At 66.3% G+C, this 26911-nt stretch carries 28 protein-coding genes; 16 read left to right on the forward strand and 12 right to left on the reverse strand.

Annotation, left to right across the window (positions count from 1 at the left end):
- Positions 1-110 precede the first annotated feature (110 nt).
- The 8 genes from mbhE (at position 111) to ASC68_RS24090 (ending at position 6537) form a co-directional block, all read left to right on the forward strand.
- Positions 111-2489, forward strand: a complete 2379-nt coding sequence (gene mbhE / locus ASC68_RS24055) for a hydrogen gas-evolving membrane-bound hydrogenase subunit E (protein WP_055885249.1) — start codon at positions 111-113, stop codon at positions 2487-2489.
- Positions 2486-2908 (forward strand): MnhB domain-containing protein, encoded by a 423-nt coding sequence (locus ASC68_RS24060; protein ID WP_055885252.1) that lies wholly within the window; start codon positions 2486-2488, stop codon positions 2906-2908. Before mbhE ends, ASC68_RS24060 begins: the two co-directional genes overlap by 4 nt.
- On the forward strand, positions 2908-3285 hold the full coding sequence (locus ASC68_RS24065) for a Na+/H+ antiporter subunit C (RefSeq protein ID WP_055885255.1): 378 nt from the start codon (positions 2908-2910) through the stop codon (positions 3283-3285). The genes ASC68_RS24060 and ASC68_RS24065 overlap by 1 nt, the downstream gene beginning before the upstream one ends.
- A complete protein-coding gene (locus ASC68_RS24070; RefSeq protein ID WP_055885258.1) occupies positions 3285-4862 on the forward strand; it encodes a proton-conducting transporter membrane subunit in 1578 nt (525 codons plus the stop codon). The genes ASC68_RS24065 and ASC68_RS24070 overlap by 1 nt, the downstream gene beginning before the upstream one ends.
- The gene (locus ASC68_RS24075) at positions 4859-5338 is read left to right on the forward strand and encodes a Na+/H+ antiporter subunit E (RefSeq protein ID WP_055885261.1); all 480 of its coding nucleotides are present in this window, start codon (positions 4859-4861) and stop codon (positions 5336-5338) included. The genes ASC68_RS24070 and ASC68_RS24075 overlap by 4 nt, the downstream gene beginning before the upstream one ends.
- Positions 5335-5637, forward strand: a complete 303-nt coding sequence (locus ASC68_RS24080; protein WP_055885264.1) for a monovalent cation/H+ antiporter complex subunit F — start codon at positions 5335-5337, stop codon at positions 5635-5637. Before ASC68_RS24075 ends, ASC68_RS24080 begins: the two co-directional genes overlap by 4 nt.
- Positions 5634-5960, forward strand: coding sequence for a monovalent cation/H(+) antiporter subunit G (gene mnhG, locus ASC68_RS24085; RefSeq protein ID WP_055885267.1), 327 nt, complete (start codon positions 5634-5636; stop codon positions 5958-5960). Before ASC68_RS24080 ends, mnhG begins: the two co-directional genes overlap by 4 nt.
- 154 nt (positions 5961-6114) lie before the next feature.
- The gene (locus ASC68_RS24090) at positions 6115-6537 is read left to right on the forward strand and encodes a MucR family transcriptional regulator (RefSeq protein ID WP_055885270.1); all 423 of its coding nucleotides are present in this window, start codon (positions 6115-6117) and stop codon (positions 6535-6537) included.
- Between the two features lie 103 nt (positions 6538-6640).
- Here the strand turns inward: ASC68_RS24090 and ASC68_RS24095 are convergent, their stop codons facing one another.
- The 3 genes from ASC68_RS24095 to ASC68_RS24105 form a co-directional block, all read right to left on the reverse strand.
- On the reverse strand, positions 6641-7135 hold the full coding sequence (locus ASC68_RS24095; protein ID WP_055885274.1) for a hypothetical protein: 495 nt from the start codon (positions 7133-7135) through the stop codon (positions 6641-6643).
- A gap of 97 nt (positions 7136-7232) precedes the next feature.
- Positions 7233-7889: a glutathione S-transferase family protein gene (locus ASC68_RS24100; RefSeq protein ID WP_055885276.1), complete on the reverse strand. Its 657-nt coding sequence runs from the start codon at positions 7887-7889 to the stop codon at positions 7233-7235.
- A gap of 101 nt (positions 7890-7990) precedes the next feature.
- Positions 7991-8665, reverse strand: a complete 675-nt coding sequence (locus ASC68_RS24105; protein WP_055885279.1) for a class I SAM-dependent methyltransferase — start codon at positions 8663-8665, stop codon at positions 7991-7993.
- A gap of 134 nt (positions 8666-8799) precedes the next feature.
- Here ASC68_RS24105 and ASC68_RS24110 point away from each other — a divergent pair, with 134 nt between their 5' ends.
- Positions 8800-9243 (forward strand): Rrf2 family transcriptional regulator, encoded by a 444-nt coding sequence (locus ASC68_RS24110; protein WP_055885282.1) that lies wholly within the window; start codon positions 8800-8802, stop codon positions 9241-9243.
- 2 nt (positions 9244-9245) lie between these two features.
- On the opposite strand, the gene ASC68_RS24115 is transcribed toward ASC68_RS24110, so the two are convergent.
- From ASC68_RS24115 to ASC68_RS24130, 4 genes are all read right to left on the reverse strand, one after another.
- Entirely contained in the window at positions 9246-10196 is a 951-nt protein-coding gene (locus tag ASC68_RS24115; protein WP_055885285.1) for a GNAT family N-acetyltransferase, read from the reverse strand.
- Between the two features lie 6 nt (positions 10197-10202).
- The gene (locus ASC68_RS24120; protein WP_055885288.1) at positions 10203-10622 is read right to left on the reverse strand and encodes a SufE family protein; all 420 of its coding nucleotides are present in this window, start codon (positions 10620-10622) and stop codon (positions 10203-10205) included.
- A 36-nt stretch (positions 10623-10658) separates the two neighbouring features.
- A complete protein-coding gene (locus ASC68_RS24125) occupies positions 10659-11558 on the reverse strand; it encodes an alpha/beta fold hydrolase (protein WP_082528437.1) in 900 nt (299 codons plus the stop codon).
- Positions 11559-11690: 132 nt separating this feature from the next.
- On the reverse strand, positions 11691-11987 hold the full coding sequence (locus ASC68_RS24130) for a hypothetical protein (RefSeq protein ID WP_055885291.1): 297 nt from the start codon (positions 11985-11987) through the stop codon (positions 11691-11693).
- Positions 11988-12390: 403 nt separating this feature from the next.
- On the opposite strand from ASC68_RS24130, the gene ASC68_RS24135 reads away from it, so the two are divergent.
- From ASC68_RS24135 to ASC68_RS24150, 4 genes are read left to right on the forward strand one after another with little or no spacing between them, the layout of a single operon-like run.
- Positions 12391-14187, forward strand: coding sequence for an ATP-binding protein (locus tag ASC68_RS24135; protein WP_055885293.1), 1797 nt, complete (start codon positions 12391-12393; stop codon positions 14185-14187).
- Complete coding sequence (locus tag ASC68_RS24140) at positions 14184-15587, forward strand: peptidoglycan-binding domain-containing protein (RefSeq protein WP_197421390.1); 1404 nt, start codon at positions 14184-14186, stop codon at positions 15585-15587. The genes ASC68_RS24135 and ASC68_RS24140 overlap by 4 nt, the downstream gene beginning before the upstream one ends.
- Before the next feature lie 41 nt (positions 15588-15628).
- On the forward strand, positions 15629-16213 hold the full coding sequence (locus tag ASC68_RS24145; RefSeq protein WP_082528440.1) for a shikimate kinase: 585 nt from the start codon (positions 15629-15631) through the stop codon (positions 16211-16213).
- Between the two features lie 32 nt (positions 16214-16245).
- Complete coding sequence (locus ASC68_RS24150) at positions 16246-16578, forward strand: DUF1491 family protein (protein ID WP_055885299.1); 333 nt, start codon at positions 16246-16248, stop codon at positions 16576-16578.
- A gap of 150 nt (positions 16579-16728) precedes the next feature.
- Here the strand turns inward: ASC68_RS24150 and ASC68_RS24155 are convergent, their stop codons facing one another.
- Entirely contained in the window at positions 16729-17871 is a 1143-nt protein-coding gene (locus ASC68_RS24155) for a DUF2336 domain-containing protein (protein WP_055885303.1), read from the reverse strand.
- Between the two features lie 353 nt (positions 17872-18224).
- On the opposite strand from ASC68_RS24155, the gene ASC68_RS24160 reads away from it, so the two are divergent.
- Positions 18225-19031 (forward strand): hypothetical protein, encoded by an 807-nt coding sequence (locus ASC68_RS24160; RefSeq protein WP_156387441.1) that lies wholly within the window; start codon positions 18225-18227, stop codon positions 19029-19031.
- Between the two features lie 223 nt (positions 19032-19254).
- Here ASC68_RS24160 and ASC68_RS24165 read toward each other — a convergent pair whose 3' ends face one another.
- The 3 genes from ASC68_RS24165 to ASC68_RS24175 are packed head-to-tail and all read right to left on the reverse strand — an operon-like array spanning position 19255 to position 22544.
- Positions 19255-19803, reverse strand: a complete 549-nt coding sequence (locus ASC68_RS24165; protein WP_055885309.1) for a hypothetical protein — start codon at positions 19801-19803, stop codon at positions 19255-19257.
- The gene (locus ASC68_RS24170) at positions 19800-20378 is read right to left on the reverse strand and encodes a DUF1214 domain-containing protein (protein WP_055885313.1); all 579 of its coding nucleotides are present in this window, start codon (positions 20376-20378) and stop codon (positions 19800-19802) included. The genes ASC68_RS24165 and ASC68_RS24170 overlap by 4 nt, the downstream gene beginning before the upstream one ends.
- 3 nt (positions 20379-20381) lie before the next feature.
- Positions 20382-22544 carry a PBP1A family penicillin-binding protein gene (locus ASC68_RS24175; protein ID WP_055885316.1) on the reverse strand — a complete coding sequence of 721 codons (2163 nt, stop codon included), beginning with the start codon at positions 22542-22544 and terminating at the stop codon, positions 20382-20384.
- A 192-nt stretch (positions 22545-22736) separates the two neighbouring features.
- Here ASC68_RS24175 and ASC68_RS24180 point away from each other — a divergent pair, with 192 nt between their 5' ends.
- Positions 22737-23192: a YcgN family cysteine cluster protein gene (locus ASC68_RS24180; RefSeq protein ID WP_055885318.1), complete on the forward strand. Its 456-nt coding sequence runs from the start codon at positions 22737-22739 to the stop codon at positions 23190-23192.
- 272 nt (positions 23193-23464) lie between these two features.
- On the opposite strand, the gene ASC68_RS24185 is transcribed toward ASC68_RS24180, so the two are convergent.
- Positions 23465-23965 (reverse strand): GNAT family N-acetyltransferase, encoded by a 501-nt coding sequence (locus ASC68_RS24185; RefSeq protein ID WP_055885321.1) that lies wholly within the window; start codon positions 23963-23965, stop codon positions 23465-23467.
- 303 nt (positions 23966-24268) lie between these two features.
- Between ASC68_RS24185 and ASC68_RS24190 the strand changes: the two genes are divergently transcribed.
- Complete coding sequence (locus tag ASC68_RS24190) at positions 24269-26911, forward strand: autotransporter outer membrane beta-barrel domain-containing protein (RefSeq protein ID WP_197421391.1); 2643 nt, start codon at positions 24269-24271, stop codon at positions 26909-26911.

Below are 26911 nucleotides of genomic sequence, written 5' to 3' on the forward strand. Positions count from 1 at the left end.
CCAGCTCTCACAAAGCTGTGGTGCAGTCGTGCGGGCCGACCGGTTTGCCTTGCCGGGGCGGGGGGAGGGGCTAAGCTGCCGCAAGCGAATCCCACAGGGGGCGGACCCGGGTGGAGGCCACACCGGCAATAGCGATTGCACTCGTCGTGCTGCTGCCCTTCGTGGCGGCAGCGCTGGCGCCGCTCGTCCATCGGCTGGTTGGTGACCTTGCCGGCTGGGTGGTGGCGCTGGTGCCGGTGGCGGGGTTCATTGCGCTATGGGGGTTGCTCGGCCGGGTGTCCGACGGCGAGATCATCACCATCGCCTGGCCATGGGCGCCGTCCTGGGGGCTCGAGCTGAGCTTTCTCGTCGACGGTCTGAGCCTCACCTTTGCCCTGACCATTGCCGGCATCGGGGCGTTCATCCTGCTTTATTCGGGCGCCTACCTGAAGGGGCACAAGCAGGGCCGGTTCCTCGGCTTCCTCCTGGCCTTCATGGGGGCGATGCAGGGGCTGGTGCTGGCCGACAATCTCGTCGCGCTCTACCTGTTCTGGGAGCTGACCTCGGTTGCTTCGTTCCTGCTGATCGGCTTCGACCACACGCGCCAGGCGGCGCGCCGCGCCGCGATCCAGGCGCTGCTGGTGACCGGCTTTGGCGGGCTGGCGCTGCTGGCGGCCGGGGTGACGATCTACACCATCTCGGGCGGCTGGGACCTGAGCGCTGCGGGCGACCTCAAGGGCCACCTCGCCTATCCGTTGCTGGTCGGGCTGGTGCTGCTCGCGGCCTTCACCAAATCGGCGCAACTACCGTTCCATTTCTGGCTGCCCAACGCCATGGAGGCGCCGACACCGGTTTCGGCCTACCTCCACTCGGCGACCATGGTGCAGGGCGGCGTCTACCTGGTGGCGCGGATGACCCCGCATCTGGGCGGCGAGGCGATCTGGAACCTGACGCTGATGGCGTTCGGCGGCGCCACGCTGCTCTGGGGCGCGATCGCGGCGCTGCGGCAGACCGACCTCAAGCAGATGCTGGCGCAGACGACGCTCGCCTCACTCGGCTTGCTGATGCTGCTGCTGGGCGCGGGCACCGAGCTCGCGGTGACTGCGGCGGTGCTCTATTTCATCGCCCACGCCCTCTACAAGGCCGGGCTGTTCCTCGTCGCCGGGGCGATCGACCACGGGACCGGCACCCGCGACATCACCATGCTCGGCGGTTTGCGCGATCCGATGACGCTGAGCTTCATCGGCACCATCATGGCCTCGGCCGCGATGTTCGGGCTGCCGCCATTGATCGGCTTCTTCGCCAAGGAAGAAATGTATGCCGCCCTAGCGATCGGACAGTTTGAGTCGCTGCTGGCGCTTGCTGCGCTCGTGCTGGGCAACGCGCTGCTCGGCGCCATCGGGCTGGCGCTGCTGATCAAGCCCTTCATGGGGCAATTGCTGCCGACGCCGATCGAGCCACACGAGGCGCCGGTGGCGATGCTGGCGGGACCGCTAGTCATGGGCGTCCTGGGAATTTTCCTCGGCTTCGTGCCGACACTGGCTGGGCAACTGGCGGTCGCACCGGCGACCTCGGCGATCCTCGGTGTCCCCGTCGAGACGCACCTGAAGTTCGGCGTCGACCTCTTGGGGCCGGCGTTCTGGCTTTCGGTCGCCACCTGGGTGCTGGCCATCGGGCTGTTCCTCAGGCTCGATCTGGCACGGTCGCTGTTGCGGCGCACCGCAACGGCGATCGGCTGGAGCTTCGATATCGGCTTCGACTGGGTGTATTTCGGCATCGTGCGTATCGCCGGGGCAATGACGCGGCTGCTGCACCACGGGCGGCTGGAACTCTACCTGTTCGTGGTGTTCGCCTTGCTGGTGGTCGCGGCGATCGGGCCGCTCTGGCTGCTGGACGGGCTACCACGCGGGCCGCAGGCGCTCGATCTCCGGTTCTATGAGTGGGGGCTGGTCGGGCTCGCGGTGCTCGGCGTCGTGACCGTGGTCTATGCGCGCAGCCGCCTCTTCGCCATCCTGGCGCTCGGGGTGCAGGGCCTGGCGGTGGCGCTGCTCTACCTGGTGTTCGGCGCGCCGGACCTGAGCTTCACCCAGTTCATGGTCGAAATCCTCAGTGTGGTGATCCTGGCGCTGGTGATGACCCGGCTCGATCTCGATACCGCCGACCGGCGGCCGCTCGAGGATTGGGCCCGTGACGGCGGCGTGGCGCTGCTCGGCGGCGTCGCCGTGACCATGCTGCTCTGGGCGGTGATCGAGGGGCCGTTCGATTTGAGGCTCTCGACCTTTTTCAACGCGCATAGCGTGCCGATCGCGCATGGGCACAATGTCGTCAATGTCATCCTCGTCGACTTCCGCGGGCTGGATACGCTGGGTGAAATCTCCGTGGTGATGACTGCGGGCATCGCCATCCTGGCTTTGATCCGCGGCGCCAGGCGGCAGAAGCCTGTCGAGGTCGCACCGGTCGAGCCTGCGCCTCAGCCGAAGCGCCGCGCGGCGCGAAAGGCTGTGGCATGAACTCGCTGATCTTCCGCACCATCGCACCGCTGCTGGTTGCCGTGATGCTGGTGTTCTCGGTGTTCGTGCTGCTGCGCGGCCACAACGAGCCGGGCGGCGGCTTCATCGGCGGGCTGATCGCTGCATCGGCGCTGACCATCTACGGCATGGCGATGGGCGCCGGTGCGGCGCGCACCGCGTTGCAGTTGCATCCGCTCGCCTATGCCGGGTTCGGCGTGGCGCTCGCGGCACTGGCGGGAGCGCTGTCGATCGTGTTCGACGTGCCGTTCCTCACCGGGCTCTGGACCATCTTCGAGTTCGACGAGGTGGAGGTGGCGATCTCTACCCCGATGGTGTTCGATATCGGCGTCTACTTCGTCGTCTTCGGCACCATCGCCGCGGTGGCGCTGGCGCTCGAGGACGAGGAAGGGGGCGCCTGATGGACCATGTCATCGCCGCGCTCTCCGGTGTCTTCCTCGCCGCCGCGATCTACCTCCTCTTGTCGCGCGCGCTGATCCGCATGCTGCTCGGGCTGGTGCTGCTGGGCAACGCGGTGAACCTACTGATCCTAGTCGCCGGGCGGCTGGGGCGGATCGTTCCGCCTATTGCGCTCGAGGGGGCGAAGGCGCCACTGGCAGGGGCCGCGAACCCGCTGCCGCAGGCGCTGATCCTCACCGCCATCGTTATCGGCTTTGCGATGTTCGCGTTCCTCCTGGTGCTGGCCTACCGCGCCTACCAGTCGCTCGAGGCCGACGACACCGACCGGATGCGCGTCACCGAGCCGCGCGGCGGCCCGAAACCGCCGATGAGCTACTGATGAGCGGCGCGATGCAGGATTTCGCCACGCATCCGACCGACTGGCTGGTGATTCTGCCGGTGGTGTTGGCGCTGCTCGGCGGCGCCGTGCTGCTGATGCTGCGCGAGGCGCGGGAGGCGCAGTTCTGGCTGGCGCTCAGCATCGTCGCGGTGATCTTCGTCTCGGACATCGCATTGGCGCTCAGGGTGAGCGAGACGGGACCGGTGGCGATGACCATGGGGCGCTGGCTGCCGCCCTTCGGCATCAGCTTCGTCGCCGATCTGACCAGTGCGGTGTTCGCGCTGGCGGCAGCCGGGGTGACGTTGCTGCTGCTGGTTTACCTGCGGATGGACATGCCCGACCGGGCACGGCGCGATGGGGTCTACCCGCTGATCCTCCTGCTGCTTGCTGGTGTCAGCGGCTCGTTCCTCACCGGCGACCTGTTCAACCTCTATGTCTGGTTCGAGGTGATGCTGATCTCGAGCTTCGGGCTGATGGTCTTGGGCGGACGCAACATCCAGCTCGACGGCACGGTGAAATACGGCTTCCTCAATTTCCTCGCCACCAGCTTCTTCCTCGCCGCGCTCGGGCTGCTCTATGGCACGCTGGGGACACTCAACATGGCCGACATCGTTGGCCGTGCCGGGGCAGCCAACCCGGCGGTGCTGGCCTCGATCGCGGCGCTGCTGTTGCTGGCCTTCGGCATGAAGGCGGCGGCGTTTCCGGTGAATGCCTGGTTGCCCGCCAGCTACCACGCACCGCCGCCGGCAATCTCGGCGCTGATGGCGGGCCTGCTGACCAAGGTGGGCGTCTACGCCCTGCTGCGCGCCCTGGTGATGCTGCTGCCGGCAAGCCGCGAGGTGCTCGAGCCGGTGCTGGCGCTGGTGGCGATCAGTACGCTGATCCTCGGACCGCTCGGGGCGATCGCCGAGACCAATCTCCGGCGGGCGCTCGGCTTCCTGGTGATCGGCGGCATCGGCGCCACCATTGCCGGGGCGGCGCTTGGCAATGCGGCAGGGCTGGCGGGCTCGGCGACTTATGTGCTGCACGCCATGCTGACCATCACCGCGCTCTATCTCGTTGCCGGGCTGCTCGAGGCGATGACCGGCGAGACCGATACGCGTCGAATGGGCGGCATCTACGCGGCGGCCTCGCTGCCCTCGCTGCTGTTCTTCGTCTTGATGCTGGCGGTGGCGGGCGTGCCGCCATTCCTCGGCTTCTGGCCGAAACTGCTGCTGGTGCAGGGCGGCATCGAGGGCTGGGGCTTTGGCCGCGATGGCTGGGGCCTGGCACTGTGGCTCGCGGTGCTCGGCAACGCGCTCCTGACCCTGATCGCCGTCAGCCGGCTCTGGGCCCACATCTTCTGGCGCGCCGGGCATGAGGCGGCAACGACCGAGGCCCCGAACCCCGACCTGAAGCCGCTAAGCCGGCAGGTGCGCTGGCTCGGGCTTGGCTCGGCCGGCGTGCTGACGCTCGTCGTGCTGCTGCTTGGGCTGTGGCCGGAGCCGCTGCTTGGCTTCGGCAAGGAGGCTGCGGCCGGGCTGCTTCGGCCGGCCAACTACGTCGTCGCCACCGGCCTCGAGGGAGCGGCGCCATGAGTCTGGTCCTGCTTACCATCGTACTGGCGCTGGGCTGGGCGGCGGCCACCGGCAGTTTCACGCTGCCCAACCTGCTGCTCGGCGCACTGGTCGGCGCCGCCTGCCTGTTCGTCGTGCGCCGATACGTGTCACGCCCGAACCTGCTGCCGCGGGCGCTGCGCATAGTGGCGCTGGCGGGGCTGTTCATCACCGAACTGGTGGCGAGCGCGCTGCGGGTGGCGCGGCTGGTGCTGCGGCCCGATCTCAACGCGCATATCCGGCCGGCGATCATCGCGTTTCCACTGAGCGTGACCAGCGACGCCGAGATCACGCTGCTGGCCAACCTGATCACGCTGACGCCGGGAACGCTCAGCGTCGATGTGTCGGAGGATCGGCGCTTGCTCTACATCCACGCCATCCACGTCACCGATCGTGCGGCATTCATCAAACAGATCGCCACCGGCTTCGAGGCGAAGGTCGCGGGGGCGTTCCGATGAGCGGCGCAGCAGTACTGCAGCTGGCGAGCCAGACCGCACTCGGGCTCTTGCTGGTCGGCATGCTGCTGGCGGTGATTCGCCTGATCCGCGGCCCCAATCTCGGGGACCGTATCCTGGCGCTCGATATGATCGGCGTGCTCGCTGTGGGCTTTATCGGCGGGGTCGCCGTGCTGACCGGGTTCTCACTCTATATAGACATTGCCATCGCGCTGGCTCTCGTCAGCTTCCTCGCGACTGTGGCGCTGGCCCGTTATCTGATGAGCCGGGCGGCGCGCCGCAGCAGGGAGGCCGAGCAATGATCCTCGAGCTCACACAATACCTTGCCGCCTTGCTGGTGCTTGCCGGCGCGTTGTTCAGCCTGATCGCGGCGATCGGAGTATTGCGACTGCCCGACCTCTACACGCGGCTGCATGCAGCGTCGAAGGCGGGTGCAATTGGAGCCGGTTTGATCCTGCTTGCGGTCGCAGTGGCATCGTTCGACGGCGCCGTGGTGCTGCGTGCTTTGCTGGGGATAGTGTTCCTGCTGCTCTCTACACCAATTGCCGCCCACTTGCTGGCGCGTGCGGCATATCGCTGCGGCGAGGCGCCGACCGCTGCGACGACTGTGGACGATTTGAAGTGAAACACTTTGGCAACTGCACATTATTGCCGCAAATCAAAGGTTATACACATAGACGACAGTTGCTATTGCATTCGCAGTGCAGCGGTTCTATTGAACCAGTCCAGGGCAAGGCTGCCACCTCTTCGCCCTGACATACCGCAGAAAAGGACCCGAAATGACCGATATCATCAGCGGCAATGCCGCGGCTGACAACGATCTCATCGATCTGAGCGCTGACATCGTCTCCGCTTATGTTAGCCACAATGCTCTCAGCGTTACCGACCTGCCCAAGCTGATTGCTGACGTGCATGCTGCCCTCCGGAATCTCCAGTCTCCCGTCGCGGCCGAGCCGGCCGAGGAATTGAAGCCGGCCGTCCCGGTTCGCAAGTCCGTCGCCCCGGACTTCATCATCTGTCTCGAGGACGGCAAGAAGTTCAAGTCGCTGAAGCGGCACCTGCGTACCCACTACAATCTCTCGCCGGAAGAGTACCGCGAGAAGTGGGGCCTGCCGGCCGACTACCCGATGGTTGCTCCGAACTACTCGGCAACCCGCTCGCGCCTCGCCAAGGACAATGGCCTGGGCCGCAAGGCCGCCTGATCGACTTCGATCGATCGACTATCTCGTGGCCGCTCCGCAAGGGGCGGCCACACTGCTTTGTGGACCTGCTTGTGCCAGGATGCCGGCGGGGGCCGGGTACAGCTCAGCCGCAGCGGTCGAGCACGCGCTCGATGGCGGCCGAAGAGCCTTTGGCACCAAACGTGTTGCTGTCGAACACTTCGAGCCCGCCCCGCGACTTGCTGCGGACATAGGCGATGTGGATCGTCGCCTTGGCCCCCTGCGTGATGCGCGCCCACTGCCGGGCCACTGGACCACGGACGATCATCGAGGTGCCGTCGCTGTGGATGAGCGGGATCTCCTGCGCAAAGCTGCTGCCGCCGGCAGCCGAAACGCCGGCACCCTCGGCGGGATCCGGGGTGATGGCCAGGTTCATCGAGCTGGCGCCGGCAACCTGCTGATGCGGCGAGCGCACCCAAAAGCCCATCGCCAGGTCGCCGCCGCGGCAGGCGAACTGAAACTGTGCGCTGCCATTGTCGAGATAGGCGATCGGCACGCTGCCATCCTCGTAGGTCCATTCTGCCGCACCGGCCGTCGTCGCCAGAGCCAATACGAGAAAAGCCGAAATCACCCTGAGCATGCACATCCCCGTCAAAGACGGCGGACCGTAGTCGCAGAGCGGCGCCGCTCGCAAGCGATGCCGCGATCAAGGTGTGGAGAGCGGCGTCGACGCCCGTCTAGGCCGCCGCCGTCTGGCTGTCGGCGAACACCGCATACTGCGCCGAATAGGCGCGCTGGAAAGCGGGGCGTGCCTTGCCGCGAGCGACATAGGCGGTGAGGTTCGGGTGCTCCGCCAAGAGCTCCGAGCCCTCGAGCCGGCGCAGTACGCCGACCATCACCAGGTCGCCGGCGCTGAATGCGCCATCGAGCCAGTCAGCATCGCCGAGCCGCCGCGACAGGTCGCTCAGCCGGTCCCGGATGCGCTCGTCGACAGTCGCCAAGTGCTCCCCGTACCAGGGCTTGTCACCTTCGAGATACTCCGCCGCTTCGCGATCGACGATCGGCGGCTCGATGGTGGCGAGCGCGGCGAACATCCAGGTGATGGCGCGGGCCCGCGCCGCGGGGTCATTCGGCAGCAGGCCCTGATGCTGCGCTGCGATGTGGAAGACGATGGCGCCGGACTCGAACAGGGTGACCTCACCATCCTCGTAAGTCGGGATCTGCCCGAACGGCTGCAGCGCACGGTGCGCCGGCTGCTTCATCTCGGCGAACGACACGAGACGCACGTCATAGGGCTGGCCAACCTCTTCGAGCGCCCAGCGCACGCGCATGTCGCGCGCCTGTCCCTGGCCGCCATCAGGGGAGGTCGCAAAAGCCGTAATCGTCGGGATCATCAGTGAGCTCCGGTGTTTGCTTCGGCCGGCCAATCCAGCCTTCATTTCTAGTCGAAGCCCCGGAGCGGGATTCGACATGGTGCGAACAGTTTTTTTGATCCTTACGCAGCGTAAGCGATCCAGCCCCTGAAGCTGAGGCCGGCGAAGAACAGGCTGATCCGGTCGAAACCGGCCTCGCGCAACATCTGCTCGTCTTCTCCAGGCGAGAGGATGGTCAGCCGGGTGCCGATGGCCTCCCGTGCGGCTTCGAGATGCGCGGGATCGATGCCACGCGGCGCGCCATAGGCCGCATGCCGGGCGATCCATTGCGAGCGCTCCGGCTCGGACTGCGGGAAGCTGATATGCACCAACGCCAGCGGCGCGCCGGGCTTCAGCCGCCGATGCAGTTGCCGGAGCGTCTCGCGCCGTTCGTCGATCGGGATGAAGTGGAAGGTGAGCAGGCTCGTCGCCGCGTCGAACGGACCGGACGGCGCCGCGTCGATCAGCCCCCGGTGCAGCAGCACGCGCGCCCCGTACGGGCCGATCGTCTCCTCGGCCAGCGCCAGCATGTCGGGCGATGGGTCGACCCCATCGAACAGCCAGCCGGGCTGGGCTTCGGCCAGCGCCCTGAGTTCGAGGCCGCCACCCGCGCCATGCACCAGAACTCTGCCAGTGGCGGGAACGTGCTCGGCCAGCAGCATCTCCACCATGCGGTGCAGGCTCGCGAAGCCGGGGACCTGACGCGGCGGGCCGTCCAGATAACCGCGGTGGCGAAGGGGAGTATATGCGCCGCTCATGGTGGCTCCTGATGCGCTCGGCGAGCGTGGACATCGTCTCGCAATATCATGTATCATTTGTTGATACGAAAGATTGATGCGACGGTCAACCCACTCCGGTTGACAGGGGCGAGTGCAGGTTTCAGGACAGCTGGATGAACAAGGACACGCGACTTTCCGGGGTTTTGCACGTGCTGCTGCATTTGGGGCAGGTGAGCGTTCCGCTGACCTCGGAGGTGCTGGCCACGACCATGGGGACCAACCCCGCCATTTTTCGGCGCACCATGGCCGGGCTGCGCGAGGCCGGGCATGTGCATTCCGGCAAGGGCCATGGTGGCGGCTGGCTGCTGGCGCGGCCGCTGCGCGAGATCACCCTGCTCGACGTCTACCTGGCGCTCGGCCGTCCGACGCTGTTCGCCTTCGGCAACCGCAGCGATAACCCCGGGTGCAAGGTCGAGCAGGCGGTGAACGATGCGCTGGGGGATACGATGGCCGAGGCGGAGGCGCTGTTCGTCGAGCGTTTCGGCGCCATCACCCTCGATCAGCTGATGCCGTCGCGCGCTTCGGTGCTGGCCGTGCACCAGCACGCGCACGGCTAGGCTCAACCCGCGTCGGTCAGTACCAGGTGTTCTTCAACGATGCGGAAGCCGGCGCGGGCGAAGGCCTTCGCCATGGGCACGTTGGCAAAGTCGGTGTCGGCGCCAATGGACTCGCCGGGGGCGGCTTCGCTGAGGCGCCACGTCATCTCGGCGAGCAGGTCGCCGACATAGCCGTGGCCGCGCTGCGCCGGGACCACGCCAATGTAGCCGATGGTCGGTTGGCTGTAGTTGCGCGCCGGGACGATCAGGCCGACGAGCTCGCCGGATTTCGTGTGGGCCAGCTGCCACCAGTCGCGCGGCGAGGGGAACCAGTGGAGATCGGCGAGCTGCAGTTCTGCTGCGCGCTCGATGCCGTGGACGGCAACGGCATGACGGTCGTGGGCGTCGAGCGTGCCGACCAGCAATTGCTTGAGCACGGCCAGAGCCTGCGCGTCATCGGCGGGGCGAAACTCCAGCCGCTCGCTGCGCGATGGCAGGCCGTCGCGCTCGGCCGACCAGCGATAGGTGAAGCGCTCGACGAACGGCGTCATCCCGGCGTTCTGCGCGGTCGTGAGGCGAGCCTCACCGGCAGACCGCAACGCCGAGTCGTCGCGCCAGCCGGGCGGCATGAACAGGTGGTAGTCCGGGCGTTTGCCCTCAGCGTTGCGGATCGTCTGGTGGGCGGCGCGCAGCAGCGCAGTGCCCAGCTCAACCTGCTGCGGCCCCGGCTCTGCCTCGAGCCAGTCGAGCGACACCGGACGCTTGTCCTCACGTCCGGCCCAGAAGCAGGCCCGGGCGACGACGACGCCATCGCGAAGCGCCACCCAGGTGTGTTCGGGCCGGTACTGGTTCGAGGCGAGCAGGGCCTCATAGTCGCGCGCCGTCTCCCACATGCCGGGCTGGCGCGCGAACGGGTAGGAGAGAAAGAGCTCGGTCTCACCCGGCCGTAGCGGGCGAATGATGAGCTCTGGCATAGTGTCTCAGGCCGCCGTCAGCGACCGCGCTTCGCTGCGCATCCGGTTGACCATGGCGACGAGGCCGTTGGAGCGCTGCGTGGTGAGGTGCTCGCGCAGCCCCAGTTCGTCGAAGATGGCGATGGCGTCGGTTTCGGCGATCTCGCGGGCCGGGCGGCCGGAATAGAGCGCGATCAGCACGGCGACGAGGCCGCGCACGATCATCGCATCGGATTCGCCGCGGTATCCGAGGTGAGCGCCATTGTGATTGGAGACCAGCCAGACCTGCGAGGTGCAGCCATGCACCTTGTTCTCAGCGTTCTTCTCGCTCTCGGCGAGCGGCGGCAGCGCCTGCCCAAGCTCGATGATGTAGCGATAGCGGTCTTCCCAGTCGTCAAGGAAGCTGAGGTTTTCGGCGATCTCGGCAAAGGCGGCAGGATGAGTCATGTCCGATAGATAGGCGATTAGCGGCCGAGATTGAAGCTATGCCGCGGCAAAGAAGTCCGCGAGCGCAGCAGCGGTGGCGGCCGGATGCTCCTCGGGAAAGAAGTGGCCGCCGGGTACCGCCCGGCCTGCCACCTGGTCGGCCCAGCGGCGCCAGATGCCGAGCGGTCCGCCATCGGGCTCGTACCACTCGGCCAGGGCGCCCGATTGGCTCCACAGCGCCAGCAGTGGCGCGCCGATGCGGCGGCCTGCCTGCCGGTCGGCGCGGTCGTGTTCACGGTCGATGCCAGCGGCGGCGCGGTACTCCTCTGCGATCGCATGGATGTGGTCGGGCGCGCTGAGCGCGGCGATGTAGGCATCGCGGATGTCGGTGCCGAAACTTGACGGCGGGCTGCCCCAGCCGGAGAGGGCAGCGTCGATGATTGCGGCGGGATCAGCGGCAATGAGGCGTTCGGGGAGTGGCGCCGGCTGGGCGAGCAGCGACCAGGGCCAGAAGGCCAGGGCAAAGCGGGCGTCCGCTGCCTCCCAGGTATCGAGCGTCGGGACGATATCGAGGACGGCCAGCCGTTCGATACGGTCGGGATGGTCGAGCGCCATGCGGTAGGCGACGCGGCCGCCGCGGTCGTGTCCGGCGACAGAGAAGGACTGGTAGCCGATGTCGCTCATCAAACTGACCAGCGCGGCCGCCATGGCTCGCTTGCTGTACGGCGCATGGGCTCGGTCGGTCGGCGGGCAGCCGCTCTGGCCGTAACCGGGAAGGTCGGGGCAGATCAGGGTGAAGCGAGCAGCTAGCCGCGGAGCGATATCGCGCCACATCAGATGCGTCTCAGGGAAGCCGTGCAGCAGCAGCACCGGCGGACCGGCGCCGAGACGACGCGCGACGATATCGAATGGAGCGGCGCCGAGGCGGAGCGTCTCGGCCTCTGCGAAAAAAGCCATGGCGGCAGAACTCTCAAGCGCCGCCTATGGTTTCCCGCCAACAAAGAGAGAGCCGCAGTGCGGGGCAGCGCACTGCGGCTCGGCCAGGGATCGCTGCTGGAGTAGCGTCGGGGAAATGACGCAACCCCTGGCTCAACCCATCCGATCCGGTCGCGGTCGGGGGAGCGGGACCGGGATGTTCGACGTCATTTGCATGGGTGTGTCGACGGACGGGAGCTTGCTGCCGGCGAGCATCGTGAGCGCGGCCTTGCTGCCGGCGCATTCGAGGGTGCTGCAGTCGCTGGCGAGAACCTGAGAGACGATCACCTGCTGGCCGGCCTTGAGCGCCTCGGCCGAAGCATCGCTGGCGGTCTTGCCCAGGTCGAAGTCCTTCGGCGCGATGATGAGGAACATCACCGTCAGCCAGAATGCAGACCTCAACACGAACATCGTCGCCTCTTCCCGTACCGGCAGTCCACCTGCCTTTGTGTGGTGAGAAGGCTAGGCGGGGCGGCTTAAGTCCGGTTTCGAGATTTCGATAAAATTGTAGGCAAATGCCGCCAATCGCATCGCTGCCGGTAGCCCGGACGCTCCACCCGAATCCATCGGCGACAGGGCAGTCAAGCTGTAACCGCCGGCCCGTCGGAAGCCCGCGGTCGGCGCAACGAACTGTTTACGCTAACCCCAGAAAGCCCCTGCGCAACGCCATGGATCGGGTGCGCAACCGCCTCGCGGGCTCTTCCCCTTAAACCCGCATTAGGCGTTCGGGTGGAAGCTCCGGACAACAAGAAAATGGGCGGCGGGGCGGTTGGTTAGAGTTATGCGTAGCCTCTGGACATGGTTGAGCGATGCGATGCGTCGCGCTTGGCGCACCGAGCCGGTGCGGGGCGCGGGTGGGCGTCCTGAAGCCTTGCGCCGACAGGCCATTGCCACCAATGCCAGGCTCATCCTGATCCTCAGCCTGATCGGCATGCCGGCGGCGCTCTATGCGCTGACCCAATCCATGCTGCTCCCCTTTGTCCTCGCGACCATCGGTGTCGCAGCGGGCGTCCTCAGCATCGCGCTCTGCCAGCGCGGCCAGTATGAGCGCGCCGCCGCGGGGCAGGTCTACGCCACGTTGCTCGGCGGCGCACTGCTGACCGTCGCCGATCCCGTGCTTGCCGATTTCGGTCTCGCCGTGGCGGTGCTCGGCCCGGTGCATGCCTCGCTCCTGACCCGCACACCGGCCAAGAAGCGCGCCTGGGCCATCCTCGTTGCCGTGGTGGCGCTGGGGGTGCTGGCGAGCTTCAGCATCTTTGTCTGGCCGGAGCCGTTCCACACCAGCACGAGGCTGATCGGCGGCCTGGTGTTCACCATCACGGCCGTGATGGTCGCCTACTCGGCCAACCGCCTGAACACCGTGTTCGAGGTCTACGAGAAGGCGCAGATCAACGCCTACCGTCATCTGATCGAGCACGTGCAGGACGCGGTGATGCGCTTTGCCAGCGACGGCACGGTGCTGTTCACCTCGCGCTCGGCGGAAAAGCTGTTCGGCTGCCGCCGCTTCGAGCTCAGCGGCAACGGACTGGTCGAGCGCATCCATGTGATGGATCGGCCGACCTACCTCACCGCCTTCGCCGAGGCCAACCAGGACGGTCGCACCCGCCGCGTCGAGATTCGCATGCGCCGCGACGAGCCGGGCCCGTCGGCCGCCGCGCCGCGCTATGTCTGGGTCGAGGCTTCGCTTTCCCCGGTCGTCGATGCCGATATGCCAGGGGCCCGCAACGAGGTCGTCGTGCTGCTGCGCGACGTCACTGAGCGGCATGACTACATGAACGAGCTGCAGCGTGCCCGTAAGCTTGCCGAGGAGGCCTCGAGCGCCAAGTCGCGCTTCCTCGCCACCATCGGGCACGAGCTGCGCACCCCGCTCAACGCCATTGTCGGCTTTTCCGAAATGATGACCTCGGGCGTCGTCGGCGAGCTCAGCCCGCAGCACAAGGAATACGCCACGCTGATCCAGCAGAGCGGCCATCACCTGATCGACGTGGTGAAGATGCTGCTCGATATGAGCCGGCTGGAAGCGGGCAAGTTCGAGCTCACCACCGAGGCGATTGCGCCCGAATCGCTGGTCGAGCCCTGCCTGAAGATGGTCGACGCCATGGCGCGCGACAAATCGGTGCGGCTGATGACCGATATTCCGCGCAGCCTGCCGATGCTGATCGCCGATGAACGCGCCTGTCGCCAGATTCTGATCAACCTGCTGTCGAACGCGGTGAAATTCTCCAACGAGCACTCGGTGGTGACGCTCGCCATGAAGCGGCAGGGCCGCCATCTCGCCATCTCGGTGGCCGACCACGGCATCGGCATGGGCGAGGAATCGGTCAGCCGAATCGGCGAGCCGTTCTTCCAGGCACAGGATGGGCTCGCGCGCCGCTACGAGGGCACGGGCCTCGGTCTTTCGATCGTCAAGGGACTGGTCGAGCTGCATGAGGGAACCCTGCATGCCAGCTCGTCTCCGGGAGAGGGGACAGTGATGACTGTTCTGCTGCCGATAAACGGTCCGGAAACCAAGGTGGAGGAAACTGCTGCCGTTACCCCGCTTCATCGGGATCCGGTCCAGCAGCAAATGCCCACCACATGGCACGACGACGAAAGAAAAAGAGCCCTATGACGGCAGCAACTCTTGCGCACCTGCCTTTGCAGGTCGGCAGCGTCGCTATGGCCCACGCGGGCCGCGCAGCGCTCTGGGTCATTGCGCGCTACATGCGCTCCCCCCTTACCAATTCCGCCATCGCCGCTCTGGTGGTGACGTCGGCCATGGCCGGCTCGAACGCGCTCTATGGCCAGCGCCATGAACACCCGTCGCCGCTGTTCGATGCAGGGATCGAATCAACGGCCGAGCTCGCCGACGTCGAACTGGTGATTCCCAAAACCCGGCCCAAGAGCTTCGTGCTGAGCGCGCCCGCCAAGGTGCAGCGCCAGGTGGTCGCGGCTGCCGCCCCGCTCGACACGCAGGGCGGACCGATCGGCAACAAGGAAGTGTTCGAAGTGCAGCGCAAGCTTGAGCGGCTGCAGCTCTTCACCGGCACGGTCGATGGCTATTACGGCCCGCAGACCGCCCGGGCGCTGAAGAAGTTCGAGGAGCAGCGCGGGCTGAAGCCGACCGGCGAGCTGACGCGCGACATCATCGAGCTGGTGCTGGCCGCGCCGCTGTCGACGCCTGCGCCGCAGCCTGTGGCCCCGGCGCCTGCGCCTGCAGTCGAGCAGAAGCCCGCGGCGGCGGTGACCCTGCCCAAGGTCGAGATCGCACCAGTCGCAGCCGAGCTGCCCAAGGCTGAACAGCTCAGGGCGGAGCAGCCCAAGCCTGAACAACAGAGGACCGACGCGGTGAAGCCGCAGTCGCTGGCGGTGATGGAGCAGCCCAAGCCGCTCGTTGCCGATATTGAGACCGGCTCGATCGCCCCGGCAAAGCAGGCGACCGGCAGCACGCTTTTGGGCCGGCCCGTGCCGAAATCGCCTGAGGCAGCGCTTGAGATGGCTGCAGAAACCGCCGGCGACGCCATCAGCACCATCGTCAACGGCGTGCAGTCGATGAGCATGACGACGGCGCCCAAGGTGCTGCCCAGAAAGCCAGTGGCGCAGCAGCAGTTCGCTGCGGAGTCGAACACGCTGAGCACTGCCGAGGCGGCCCCCGCCGTGGCCCTCGTGCCCAAGGCGGCGGCGGCGCGAACCGAACTCGCTGCCCTGCCGGACAAGCCGCAGGTCGGCGTGCCCTTGAAGATCGAAGAACCCGCGCCGCCGGCGCCGGGCGAGACGATCGCGGTGCTCGACACCGAAGCGACGCCCGAACAGCTGATGGCGCCGTTCTCGGTGACCGACCCGGTGATCGTCGCCAAGGTGCAGCGCGGGCTGGGGAGCCTCGGGTTCCTGCATGGCCCGGCCGATGGCGTTGCTGGCGAGGCGACCGCCAAGGCGATCCGCAACTTCGAGGTCTACTTCAACTACAAGGTGACCGGTCGGATCTCCCCCGAGCTGCTCGACCTCTTGGTCGACAACGGCGCGGCGATCTAGCACCCCATTGCGCCAGCCGGCCGCTCGCGGTCGGATGGCGTATGGATGCAGGGGTGATTCACACCGAGATCAGGCGACGCTGGCGACCGGGCGAGCGGCTCATGCTGCTCGGGCCTGGCGGCGTCGGCAAGTCGACGCTGGGCCGGGCGCTGGCTGCAACCCTCGGTTGGCCGCTGATCGATCTCGATCTCGAGTTCTGCGAACGGATCGAGGTGATTGGCCCGTTCATCGCCGCGCAGGGCTATGAGCGCTACCGGGCCGAAAATCTCGCGCTGGCCGAGCGGCTGGCGCGCGAGGCAACCCCATCGACCGTCTTCGTCACATCGTCGGGTTTCCTCGTGGCGGCGTCGGGCACCGAGGATCGCCGCCGTGCCGACCGGCTGGTGGCCACCGGTTATGGCGTCACGCTCCTGCCTTCGCTAGAGGTCAACCTCGCGACCTCGGTCGTGGTGGAGCGGCAGCTGACGCGCGGCTTTGGCTTTGAGCGGCAGAGCGAGGACAGGAAGTTCCGCCAGCGTTTCGCGATCTACCGCGAGACCGGAGACATGCTGATCGCGGCCACGGCCTCGCCGGAACGGATCGCTGCAGCGGTCATCGACGGCTTGGGCCTCACGGCAGCAGCCTAGCCAGGCGCCGGGTTTTCCGGCACAGGTGGCGGATGTTTCGCACTGACCTCTGGGTTTCGGCGTTCGTGCGCCGGCATAACGATATCGGCCACCTCTGCGTGGTGTCGCGCCGCGGCGATCCGATCGCCGGGCAGATCTTCGTCGAGGTCGATCACCTCAACGGCGAGGTGTCGCTCTATACCCCGGCGCCGGCGACCAGCCTTGGCGACAACCCCGAGGACCGGGTGTTCCAGCTGCGCTTCGACCATGTCGAACCGGACAAGGTGCGCGAGCGGATCGAGAGGGAACACGATTTCGACCCCGACCTGTGGGTGGTGTCGCTGGAGCTGCGGAAGGGTGAATTGGGGCTGGAGGTGGCGGGGTAGGGTGCAGTGTCGTCCCTGGGCTATCCCGGAGGCACGGTGTCATCCCCGCGAAAGCGGGGATCTCCGTTTGGGAGCCATCGCAAAACGGAGGTTCCCGCTTTCGCGGAAATGACCCGGTGCGAGTGGCTGCAGCAACTCCGCCGACAGGACTTAGCTCGCTCGCGCCCCGATCCGGGCCAGCGCCTCGATCGCCTGGTCGACCACCGGGTTGCGCTCGCGGGTCTGCGGCGGCGGGATGCGGCGGCGTTCGATCTCGAACGGCTTATATTCCGGCTTGGTCATGTCGAGCAGGTTTACCTCGCCGCGCCAGGCGCTCATCAGGAACGCCGTGGCGTCGACGCTGACCGTTTCGAACAGCTTTGAAAACTGCGCCAGCGCCTTGGACCGATCCTCGTCGTGCGAGGTGGCGTGGATCAGCACCTTGAGCCCGTCCTGCGCATCGCAGCCGAAGGCGCGCAGCACCACGAACAGCGCCGCCCCGGAGGTGTCGTGGGCGATCTGCCCGCAACGGACCTCGTCGAGCCCGGTGATCTGATGCAGCAGCTTGGTGACTTCCGGCCGGCGGTTCTCGGAGAACAGCTTCATCAGCGCCCGGGTGAGCTCGCCGGTGGCGACCGACAACTGCTCGAGCGTGCGCTTGATCGGCGCGGCGGGGGTCTGGCGCTGCGAAAACGCGTTGATCACTTTCACCCGATCGGTCTCGCCCAGATCGAAGAAGGCGGGCGCCAGCAAAGCCGCGTCGAAATCCTCGCGCGCGGCAAGCGACCAGGCGACCTGGTGATCCATCTGCGCCGAGCGGGCGAGGGCGCTGAGATAGGGGCCGCGCGGCACGATCGCCGTATTAGTGGCGATGGCGCGATAGACCTTGCGGCTGTTCATCTGGAACAGCCGGCCCAGCACACCGTTGGAGAGATCTGCCCGGCGGGCGAGGGCAGCGCCGAGGGTGACGTCATTCGACGAGATCACCTTGAGCATGGTGCTCTCGGACAGCCTGGGCGCCGAAACCAGGAAATCCGGCAGGTCGTCGCCGAGGTGGCGCACCACCAGTTGCTCGAGCTCGGGAGACAGGTCCTCGGAGCGGCCGAGCGTCGCCGCGGCCTTGGCGCGAGCGGCGGGGGCCGCAGCCGGGAACAGGCGCTGGGCGAGCGCCGCAAACTGTTCCATTTCGGCACCGGTCGGCCGCCCGCGACGCGCAAAGGCATCGCATGCCGCGCACAGCAGCGTGTTCGTTCGATCGACGCCGCCCGTCTCGATGAGGAGCTGGAACGTCTCGTAAGGCTGGAAACCGATCATATTTTGCCCTGAAAGGCCCCAGGATTCGGGCCTCAACCACAGGTCTGACTATTTCAGGGAAATCGTTAGCGAACTGTTAACCTTGACGAACTCTTAATGGCTTTCATCGGGTCCCTGCGTCGTTCCCGATTTGCCGCTGGAAATGGGTCCCCGGCAAATATCGCCCGCCCGCCCGGAGGCAAGGTTGGGAAAGCTGGTTCAACTACCAAAGCGTGGACGCACGAGAACGCGCGCCCAATCGGCGGGCACGGGCGAAGTCCTGCTGTTCACCGGGGTCCGTTATGAGCGGGGCGGGGGCTCCTCTCCAATGCCGGACAAGCCGGTGGGAACAGCCTCGGGCGGCAAGCGCCGCCGTGGCTGATATGGGTATGGTTCGGGCGCTGGGGCTGGCGCTGCTGCTCTGCGCCTCGCCGGCGGGCGCGCATGAGCTCGGCGATTTCGGCCGGGTGAAACCCGGCGTGCTCAATGACAAGATCATTCCCGAAACCGACCGGCTGATGCGGCGGCTGGGCAACCAGCCGGTATCGGATTTCAACATCACCGACCAGGAACGCGAGATGCACGACCGGGTGTACCGGTTCCTCATCGCGCGCCATGCCAGGGATTGGGCCTTCGACTACGAGCAGGTGATCTTCGTTGCCGGCGTGTTCAGCGCGCGACCGGACAAGTTCGACCTCTACTACCGCTGGCTCACCCACGAGCCCTACGCCTCGTCGCGCGTGCGCTTCAACACTATTGCCGACGATGTGGGGGCGGACCTCCTGACCCTGCCGACCACCTTCAAGGCGATCTGCGCGGTGATCGAGATCGACCGGCAGCGCGCCGTCGCAGCTGCCGAACTCGATGACATCGAGCCGGCGATGCTCAAGCAGATGCGGCTGCGCAAGGCCGAGAACGACCTCTACATCGGCCGCTTCATTGCGGCGCTCGGCTACCGCTACGGCTCCTACAGCTACGCGCTCGACCACTTCCTCGTCGAAACGCCGCATGGCGAAGCCGTCGAAGTCGACGAGCGGCTGAGCCGCCTCGCCATCTGGGTCGACCGCGCCGAGGCGCTGGATTTCTGCGGCGATGGCTGGAACGACGGCAACGGTGGCGACGGCGCCATCCCCGGTCGCGTGCTGATGGACGCTCCCAGTGAGGGCGAATACCGGAAGTAGGGGGCGCCCATCGAGCTCATCCGCGAAGCGCTAGATCACATCACAGATGAATTGAACCACTACCGTTGCCCCACCCACGATGTCATCCCAGCGAAAGCTGGGACCCATCTATCCGCTGGCTCGGGCTGCGAGTTGGGTCCCAGCTTTCGCTGGGATGACAGCCGGTGGGAGACAACAATCAAGCCCCATCAGCTTCTGCAATGCAGTCCAACCGAAAAGCTCTCTACGTGGCGATGGTGCCGCACTTGAGGCCGGCGAGCGCCTTCTCGTAGCGGGCGCGCATTTCCGGGTGCGGCGGGGCGAGGCGGACGACGACGAACAGGTCGTCTTCCTTGGCCTCGACGATCAAGAGGCCCTCCGCGATATCGAGCTTCTGCTCTGCGAGGAGCCGTGTCTGCCCCGGGTTAAAGATGCCGAGGTCGAGCGCGGTGCCGATGCCGTCGCGATTGGTGGTCGAATAGACCACCGTGCCGGCGCGGCTGTAGACGGCGACCGACCAGAAAGATTGCGGCAGCGTACCGGTGACCGAGGCGGGGCCGTTACGCAGATCGATGCGGCACACCGCATAGGCAAGTTCGGGGTCGAGCCGCAGCGGGTTGGGCTGGCTCGCCGTGGCGGCCGACAGCACGGTGGGGCCCGGGCCGGCGCCGGCGGCAGCGACATGGTCCCAGGCGGACGTGGCTGAGAGTGCCGGCAGGCTGAGGATCACCGCGATGTGGATGATGCCGCCCAGCACCACGCCGCCAAGCAGCCAGAGCAGGGTGCGGATCATGCGCAGGCCTCGCGGATGATCGAGGGCAGGGCGGCGACATCGGCGCCCACGCCCGACAGGCTCGAGGTGTCGTAGAGCGTCAGCACCAGGTCGAAGGCGCCGTCGCCGGTGATTTCGAGCCAGTTCTGCGGGGCCAGGGTTTTCGACACATAGAGCTCGACCGAGCCGTCGCCGGCCCGGCTGAGCCGCGCACTGTGGAAATCTGTGGGGCCATCGGCGCGGGTGATCGGAGCCCCATCGCCGGGGGCCACCGGCACCAGGGTCCAGAAGCGGGCGGCGGGTGTCGTGCCGTCGATGCGATAGCGGCAGGCGCGGTCGAGGCGGCGGTTGTCGCTGTCGGTAGTGGCGATGAACTGGATGCCCTCGCTGGCGCCGAGCTCGAGCGCACCCGAACGGGCGATGAAGGCGCGGGTATAGGGGTCGGGCGCCGGCACGCCGACATCACGCCACGCCGACCACGGGCCGATCTCGATGGCGCCGAACAGCCGGCCATCGCTCAGCGCGTACCAGCTGAGGCCGAAGCCGACCAGCAGTGCAACCAGCAGCATGCTGCCGAGGTGAACGAGAAAGCGCAAGGGTTACAGCGCCTTGGCCGGAGCGGGGGAAGTAATGGCGAGCGCCGCCTGGTTGCTGGCGCCGCCCAGCGCGTTGCGCAGGCGCTCGGCAACCTCCAGCAGCTTGTCCGCCGCGCCGGGCTTCAATCCCGGAGGGCGCTCGACGGTCGGGGCGACCGGCTGGCCTTCCTCGGCATTGGCGATGACGAACGGCGCCGGCGCGAAATCCACGCCCTCCACGGGTTTGATCTCGATATTGGTGTGGGCGTAGGCCATGAACTTTTGCCAGGCGGTGGTGGGCAGGGTGCCTCCGGTCAGGTTCTTGGTCGGCCGGTAGTCGTCATTGCCGAACCACACCGCGGCGACATAGTTGCCGGTGAAGCCGCAGAACCACGCGTCGCGATATGATGACGTGGTGCCGGTCTTGCCGACCGAGGGTACGCCTTCGATCAGCGCGCGGCGGCCGGTGCCGCTCTCGACCACGGCGCGCATCATCCGGTTCATGTATTTGACCGTCTGCTCGCTGACCACGCGCTCCTGCTGCGGCTCGGAATCCGCGTCATAGATCGGATCGCCCGACAGCGTCGTGATGCGGGTGATGCCATAGGCCGGGGTCTTGTAGCCATGGTTGGCGAACACTGCATAGGACGACGCCATGTCGATGACGCTGACCGAGGCGGCGCCCAGCGCCAGCGAGCGGGTCACCGGAAAGTCGTTCTGCAGTCCGATCTTGTGGGCGAAGTCGGCGATCGGCTGGCGGCCGGTCTTGATCGACAGGTTCACCGGCACGGTGTTGATCGACTGCTGAAACGCCGAGATCAGGCTGATGCGGCCGACCGAATTGCCCGAATAGTTGCGCGGGCACCAGTTGCCGATGCACTGGGTGGCGCCCGAGACCACGGTGTCCGGGTCATATTCCGGGATCAGCTCGAAGGCGGTGGCATAGTCGAAGAGCTTGAACGCCGAGCCGGGCTGCCGGTTGGGGACGATCGATCGGTTGAACTGGCTCTTGCCGTAATCCATGCCGCCGACCATGGCGCGGATCGGTCCTGTCGGCTCCAGCACCACCATGGCGGCCTGGCTGACATTGAACGCCTCGCCCTGCTCGCGCACCACCGAGGTGACGGCATCCTCGGCATAGGACTGCAGCACCGGATCGATGGTCGAGCGCACGACGAACGTGTTCGAGGTGCTGCCCGAGGTCTCGATGATCTTCTTGGCTTCCTCGAAGGCGTAATCGAGGAAGTAGTTCGGTGAGTTGGCCTCGGCCGAGCGATCGATCGGCACGGCCGGGTTACGGCGCGCCGCGGTCACCTGCCCCTCGGTGAGGAAACCGGCATCGACGAGGTTCGACAGCACCAGGTTGGCGCGGCCGCGCGCCGCCGCCAGATCGACATGCGGCGCGTACTTGGTCGGCGCCTTGAACAGCCCGGCCAGCATCGCCGCTTCGGCGAGGTTCACATCGGTGACCTTCTTGCCGAAATAGAACTCGGCTGCCGCCGCAGCGCCGAAATTGCCGCCGCCCATATAGGCGCGGTCGAAATAGAGCTTGAGGATCTCGTCCTTCGTATAGTGCCACTCGAGCCAAACCGACAGGAACGCTTCCTTGATCTTGCGCTCGAGGGTGCGCTCGGACGAGAGGAACAGGTTCTTGGCCAGCTGCTGGGTGATCGAGGAGCCGCCCTGCGTCGAGTTCTCGCCCTGCGCGTTCGACACCAGCGCGCGCAACGTGCCGACCACGTCGATGCCCCAGTGCTCGTAGAAGCGCCGGTCCTCGGTGGCGAGCGTCGCCTTGATCAGGTAGTCGGGCAGCTTGTCGAGCGGGTAGGAATCGTCGGACCGGATGCCGCGCCGGCCGATCTCGTTGCCGTAGCGATCGAGGAAGGTGACGGCGAAATCCTCGGCCTTGTTGAAGCGGCCGGTGACCGTGGCATCGAACGCCGGCAATGCCAGCGCGGTGACCAGCACCATGCCGATGGCAAGGAAGCTGAAGCCGTCCGAGAGGATCTCGACGAACAAGCGCTTGATGCCGGAAACGCGGAAACGCGAGAAGAAATCCTCGACCCGGGTGTAGCCGCGCCCCAGCGATTGGCCGAACTCATAGAGCGCCGAGTCGAGCCAGGCGTCGGCCGCCAGCATGCGGGTTTTCTTGCGCCGCTTCTCTTTGTGGTAGAACGGATCTTGCACCGAACACTCCGCGGCGTGCCAACAGCGCCCCTATGGTCTTGAATCTCCCCAATTTGGGGCGCATTGGCAAGGCAGTCGCTCGAATATGATCAGCGGACAGTTTGCGCAAGCGCAGTTGCTTTGCGTAGCGGGACCCAAACGGAAGAGTCCACGGCTTTTCCCGGGTCCCGTTCAGCCGTCACAGGAACCTGAATGGCCTTCTGGGAAGAAAAGACGCTCGAGGAAATGACTGACGTGGAGTGGGAATCGCTCTGCGACGGCTGCGGGCGCTGCTGCCTGATGAAGCTCGAGGACGAGGATACCGGCGACATCTACGTCTCGGACGTGCGCTGCCAGCTGCTCGACGGCGAAAGCTGCAAATGCTCGGACTATCCCAACCGGCTGAAGCTGGTGCCCGACTGCATCAAGCTGACGCCGGAGAACGTCCGCACCATCGAGTGGATCCCGAGGACCTGTGCCTATCGCCGCATCGCCGAAGGCAAGGGCCTCGCCTGGTGGCACCCGCTGGTCTCGGGTGACCCCGAAACCGTCATGGCTGTCGGCGTCTCGGTCCGCGGCCGCACCGTGCCCGAGCAATCGGTAAAGCCCGGAGAGTGGGAAGAGCATGTGGCGGATTGGCCGAACTGGGAGCCGCCGGAGGAGATCTAAATGATCTCACGATTGGGCTGCACCGGCGAAACTGATGGGCTCGGCCTTTGAGCCCCGGCTGTCATCCTGGCGAAAGCTCACGTGCGCTAAGTTACCGGATTTCCCGCCCTGATGCGGGGGCCATCGGCGAACCTGTCACCAGAAGGCGCCCCAAACTCGGTGTAACCGGGGTGAGCGCGGTGGTCTGCTCGACCTCGGCGCGTCCCGACTCTCCACCGGCCGGGATTCGCAGGGATGGCCCCGCAGGTAGCTCAACTCACCTGTGAAGAGATCTAGAGCTGCTTGGTCAGCCACAGCAGCAGCTCGTCGTCGATCGGGAAGGTTGCGCCCGGCACGACCGGGGCGTGGCGGTAGGTGATGCCGTGGCCGTCCGGTCTGTAGCCGAGGCGGGTATAGAGCCGTTGCGCCGGGCCGTAGTCGGCGTAAAGGCCGACGCCGAGGCCGGTCACATGGTGGCCGCGCTGGCGCGCCAGGTATTCCAGGGCGGCGATCAGGCTGGTGGCGACACCCTTGCCGCGGTGCTGCGCCTGCGTTGCGAGGTCGTGGACTTCGGGAATGTTGGCGGCGGCGAAGCCTGGGTAGCCCGAGCGCCACAGCAGGCTGCCATAGCCAACCACCTGCGCGCCGAGCACCGCCACCAGTGTGGTGCGCTGCCCCGTCTCGATCTGGGCGAGCACGCCCAGCCAGTGCTCCTCGCGCCGGTTCCAGCCGTTGCCGCCGTCCTGAGCGATGATCGACGCCGCGCGGGTCGGTGTGAGGGGAAGGATGTTCATGCTGTGCCGAAGCTAGCCCATGACAGGCGCACTCGAAAGCAGCCGTCCTCACCTCCAGGCACACGCTCTGCACCGCGCGGTGGCGGATCGAGAACTGATCGGCGGCGTTTCCATGCGCTCCCAACTTGCCGTTGTTTGATCAGTCAAAGCTTTCGTTGCAGATCCGCGGCGGGTGCAGCGTCGTCGCAAAGCTTTCTTAATTATGACAGTGCTTTAGCTCGAAAGCTGTGCTTGTCTAAGCTTCGGGCTCGCGGCAGTTTGAGTCGACACTTTACGTCATATCTTATGGATTTTGAGGGCGGCATGTCTGTTGGGGCAACCGGGCGCGGCTACGCTGATCGCGGCTGGAACCTTGGCAGGGCGAGGCTGCTATCGGGCGTTGGCTTGGCAGCGCTGGCGCTGGCGGCCCTGTGGGCGGGTCCCGCGGCGGCCCAGAGCTGGACGGGAACCACCAGCGACGACTGGACGGTCGGGAGCAACTGGTCCGGAGGAACGGTGCCAGTTGCCGGCACTGTCAACATTGATCCGACTTCGCCAAGCCCGACTGTCCTCGGTAAGAACGGTCCCGCTGTCGGCACGACGGGTTCCCTGACGGTCGGCAATACGCCTGGCAGGTTCGGCAATCTGACAATCCAGAACGGCAGCACGCTGACAAGCACTGGCGCCGAGCACCACATCGCCGACGGCAATGGGACCAATGGCACAATCACGGTCACCGGAGCCGGATCGCAGTGGATCGTGTCCGGTGCCCAGATTGAAGTCGGCGCCGGCGGCGAGGGTGTTCTCAACATTGAGAACGGCGGTAAGGTCGTCGCTCAATCGGGAGTCACTTTCGGGAGCTTTACGAATGGCGACGGCACGATCAACATCAGTGGCGGGAGCACGCTCGAGACCAATAGACTTTCACGTGCCTCTTCCGGCACCGGTCAGGTCAATTTCGACAACGGCATTCTGCGAGCACGGGCCGACAACAACTTCTTCATCTCCGGATTTTCGCCAGGCACGCTCAATATTGCGGCAGGCGGCCTGACCGTCGACACCCAGGCCTTTGAGGTGCGTGCGGGCTCCGGTTTTTCCGGCATCGGCGGGCTAACCAAGACCGGTGCGGGCATCCTCGATGTCCGGGCCGTCAATAGCTATGCCGGGGAGACCGTGCTCCAGGCAGGCACGCTCGAACTGGTGGGCAATGGCTCGATCGCCGCCTCAAGTCGGGTGGTGGTGAACGGAATTTTTGACATTTCCGGTGTCAGTGCGGCCGGTACCAGCATCCAGAGCCTCGCCGGCAGCGGCGTCGTCACGCGCAACGCCAAGAGCCTGACGATCACAGATGCGAAGAACGATGTGTTCTCCGGCATCATCTCGGGCAGCGGCACACTGACCCTCACTGGCGGCACGCAGACGCTGTCGGGCGCCAATACCTATACCGGCGCTACCAGCGTGAACGGCGGCACGCTGCGGGCCGGGGCCGCCAACATCTTCGGCACGACATCGGCCTTCAACGTCGCCTCCGGCGGCACGTTCGACCTTGCCGGCTTCAACCAGACCCTCGTTTCGCTCAACAATGCCGGGATCGTTCGCCTGGGCGGTGCTGGTCCTGGCACCAAACTCACGGTGACCGGCAACTATGTCGGCAACGACGGTACCGTCTATCTCAATACGGCGCTTGGCTACGACAATACCTCGGCCACCGATCAGCTCGTCGTCAACGGCTCCACCTCGGGCAACTCGTCGCTGGTTATCACCAATGTCGGCGGCGCCGGCGCACAGACAGGCAATGCAGGCATCAAGGTCGTCGATGTTCTCGGCGCATCGAACGGCACCTTCTCGCTGCTCGGCGACTATGTGTTCGAGGGCGACCAGGCGGTGGTTGGCGGGGCCTATGCCTACCGGCTGTACCAGGGCACCCAGACCACAGCCGACGGCGATTGGTACCTGCGCTCCGAAATCATCGACGCCGGCCCGCTCTATGCGCCGACCGTGCCGCTCTACGAGAACTATGCCAACGCGCTGCAGGCGTTCAACGAACTGGGCACCCTGCAGCAGCGCGTCGGTGGCCGGCAATGGCTGAATGGCGGGGAGGGCAGCACCGATGGCGCGCTGGCGCCCAACGCCATCTGGGCCCGCATGGATGCGTCGCAGGGGCATTTCGAGCCCGGTGTCTCGACCACCGGCGCCAGCTATGACGTGACCACCTGGCGGCTGCAGGCTGGGCTCGATGGCGTGCTGCACCAGGGTGAGGCCGGCACGCTGGTCGCCGGGGTGAACGCGCAGTTTGGCACCGTCAGCTCGGATATCACCTCGATCTATGGCGCGGGCTCGGTCAACGCCCTGGGTTTTGGCGTCGGCGGCACACTCACCTGGTACGGCGCGGGCGGGCTCTATGTCGACGGCCAGGCGCAACTGATCGGTTATTCGACCGATATCGTCTCCGACGACACCGGCGCCACGCTGGTCGAGGGCAACGATGCCTTCGGCTACGGGCTCAGCCTCGAGGCCGGCCAGAAGATCGGGCTCAACGACAACTGGTCGCTGACGCCGCAGGCCCAGCTCAGCTATTCGGCCGTGCGCTTCAGCGATTTCACCGACCAGTATGACGGCACGGTCTCGCTCGACGATGGCGGCGACACCCTGGTGGGCCGGCTCGGGCTTTCCGCCGACTACGAGAGCGAATGGCAGGACGCGGCCGGCGAGACCAAGCAGACCCACCTCTACGGCATCGGCAATCTCTATTACGATTTCCTCGACGGCTCGACGGTCGATGTCTCCGGCACCAAATTCGCCTCGCAGAACCAGGGGGTGTGGGGCGGTGTCGGTGTCGGCGGTTCGCTGAGCTGGGCCGACGAGCAGTACAGCGTCTTCGGCGAAGCGCTGGTGCGCGGCAGCCTCGACGATTTCGGCAATAACAACGCGATCGGCGCCAAGGTCGGGTTCAACGGCAGGTGGTAA

It is taken from the genome of Devosia sp. Root105, assembly GCF_001424865.1.
GTDB lineage: Bacteria > Pseudomonadota > Alphaproteobacteria > Rhizobiales > Devosiaceae > Devosia_A.